The following is an 860-nucleotide window of genomic DNA, read 5'->3' as shown; positions in this document are numbered from 1 at the left end:
GAATGCGCCCAGCTCACCGGTACCGGAGAACTCGCCTTCCACGGGCACCACGTCGGTCAACGTGACGTTGCCCGTGTTGGTGACCAGGAAGGAGTAGGTGATGACATCACCAGCGGCCGTGACTTCCTCCACGTCGGAGGACTTCACGATCGACAGGCCCGGATCCGCAGGCGTCGGGATCTCGACGTCCGAGGGTGGCGGCTCCACCGGGTCACCCGAGGGCGGGGTACCGGTACCGGTTGCGGAGTTCGTGACCGAACCCGCGTCGATATCGGCCTGCGTCAGCGTGTACTCAGCCGTAAACGTCGCCTGCTCACCCGGAGCCAATGACTCCACCGAAGCCGGAGTGATCGGACCAAGCTCGCCCGTACCCGAGAACTCAGCCTCGACCGGAGCGACATCAGTCAACGTCACGTTACCCGTGTTCGTCATCGTGAAGACATAGGTCACCGTCTCACCGGCAACGAAGTTATCCGGATCAATCAGGTCAGCAGTCTTCACAATCTCAAGCCCCGGATCCGAGGGTGCCGGAATCGACACATCCGAGGGGGGTGGCGGAGGCAGTTCCGCATCACCGGGCGGGGTGCCCGTCGCAGTTGCCGAATTATCAATACCGCCGGCATTGATATCAGACTGCGTTACACGGTACTCCGCGGTGAACACCTGCTCCTCACCCGGTGCGAGGGTGACGGGGTTCGGGCTGAATGCGCCCAGCTCACCGGTACCGGAGAACTCGCCTTCCACGGGCACCACGTCGGTCAACGTGACGTTGCCCGTGTTGGTGACCAGGAAGGAGTAGGTGATGACATCACCAGCGGCCGTGACTTCCTCCACGTCGGAGGACTTCACGATCGACAGGC

The 860-nt window shown here is 62.7% G+C and carries 1 protein-coding gene; it reads right to left on the bottom strand.

Annotation, left to right across the window (positions count from 1 at the left end):
* A partial coding sequence (locus B4915_RS00790; RefSeq protein ID WP_219845063.1) for a DUF7507 domain-containing protein occupies window positions 1-860 on the bottom strand: 860 nt, incomplete at both ends.

It is taken from the genome of Leucobacter massiliensis (genome assembly GCF_002982315.1).
Classification (GTDB): domain Bacteria; phylum Actinomycetota; class Actinomycetes; order Actinomycetales; family Microbacteriaceae; genus Leucobacter; species Leucobacter massiliensis.
Note: the sequence above shows the minus strand (reverse complement) of the source record. Positions and strands in the feature narration are given on the sequence as shown.